The following is a 1797-nucleotide window of genomic DNA, read 5'->3' on the forward strand; positions in this document are numbered from 1 at the left end:
GCCTCGATTTCACTGCACGTAAGAAGCGAATTAACTTCCAATACAGCTACCTAACCAATCAAGAAGTAGTCGAGCGACTACTTCAACTCTCCGATGAACTTCGCGATTCATGTAATTTCTACCAAGAAATTATATTCGCAGTGTCACGCTCAAACCAGGATTACTTAGACGCAGCGCTATTTCCAGATAAGAACGATGCCCAGTACCAGCACCTAGCTGGCCAAATGAAACACGCACGTCGCACGCTTTGCAGACATCGTGAAGAAATTCTCAACAGCTTCATCTACGGTTATTCCAACGGTCCAGTTGAAGGAGCCAACAACAAAATTAAGGCTATCAAGCGCGTCTCCTACGGCTTCCGTAGCTTCAAGAACTTCCGATTGCGCATTCTCATCTCATTCAAGAACAGCTTCTACTCGATGAACTACAAAGCAAAAACCGCCGAACTCGAAAGTTCAGCGGCGTAGCTAGGCTCAAATATTCAATTTATACGTTCATCAGTACCATTGACTTTGAACCTTATTTTATTCATAAGCGTTGTTGTAACTGATAAGTAATATCTTCGTATCCTGGCTTTCCCAACAATCCAAACATATTGCGCTTATATGACTCCACACCTGGTTGATCAAATGGGTTAATTCCATTCAAGTATCCAGAAATGGCAATAGATACCTCAAAGAAGTAAATAGCTTGTCCCAAAGCAAATTCGTTTTGCTTGTCCAACTCAACGATCATGTTGGGAACACCACCGTCAACGTGGGCCAACAACGTCCCTTCTGAAGCTGTACGGTTAACGTAACTCATCTTCTCGCCTTGCAAGTAACCCAAACCGTCGTCAGTGTCCATTTTAGGAATCACAACTTCTGTTACTGGATCAGTTACGCGTAACAACGTCTCAAATAAGTTACGACGACCGTCTTGGATGTATTGCCCGAAACTGTGCAAGTCCGTTGAGAAGTTTCCAGTCGCTGGGAAGATACCCTTGCCGTCCTTACCTTCTGACTCACCTTGCAATTGCTTCCACCATTCGCCAAATTGTACCAACGTTGGATCATAGTTAATTAACAATTCTGTTGTGTAACCCTTGCGGTACAAGATGTTGCGGTAAGCGGCATATTGGTAAGCTGGGTTCTTTGCCAAATCAGCATCAGCATATTCATCCTCACCAGCAGCTGCTCCAGCCATCAATTGCTCGATATCACCGCCAGCAGCTGCGATTGGCAACAAACCAACAGCCGTCAAAACTGAGAAGCGTCCACCAACACCATCAGGCACAACGAATTCTTCGTAGCCTTCTGTGTCAGCCAATTTCTTCAAAGCACCACGCTTTGCGTCAGTAGTTGCATAAATGCGCTCCGAGCGCCTTCAACGCCATACTTTTCTTCCAACCTTTGCTTGAAAACACGGAATGCAATCGCTGGCTCAGTCGTCGTTCCTGACTTTGAAATCACGTTAACCGAGAAGTCGCGGTCGCCAATTACCTTAATCAAGCTGTTCAAGTAAGCTGGTGCAATTGAATTTCCAGCAAACAGAACTTGTGGGAAGTCACGTTGCTCATCTGACAAATAGTTGTTGAAGTACTCGTTCAAGAAATCAATTGCTGCACGAGCACCTAAGTATGAGCCCCCGATTCCAATAACAACCAAAACCTTTGAGTTTGATTGGATTTTCTTTGCTGCTGCTTGAATACGTGTCAATTCATCCTTGTCGTATTCAGTTGGCAAGTGAAGCCAGTCAGTGTAGGGCGCTGATGTCAAGATTATGGACAGGTTTTTTCGGCACCGCAAGGTGCCGCTA

At 45.0% G+C, this 1797-nt stretch carries 1 protein-coding gene and 1 pseudogene; one reads left to right on the forward strand and one right to left on the reverse strand.

Annotation, left to right across the window (positions count from 1 at the left end; all coding sequences use genetic code 11):
• Positions 1-467 (forward strand): transposase (locus EST42_RS07525; protein ID WP_167711177.1); only part of this gene is annotated, 467 nt, incomplete at its 5' end.
• A 61-nt stretch (positions 468-528) separates the two neighbouring features.
• Here EST42_RS07525 and EST42_RS07530 read toward each other — a convergent pair.
• Positions 529-1797: pseudogene (locus EST42_RS07530) on the reverse strand (glucose-6-phosphate isomerase); the annotation flags it as partial.

Source organism: Weissella cibaria (genome assembly GCF_004521965.1).
GTDB lineage: Bacteria > Bacillota > Bacilli > Lactobacillales > Lactobacillaceae > Weissella > Weissella cibaria_A.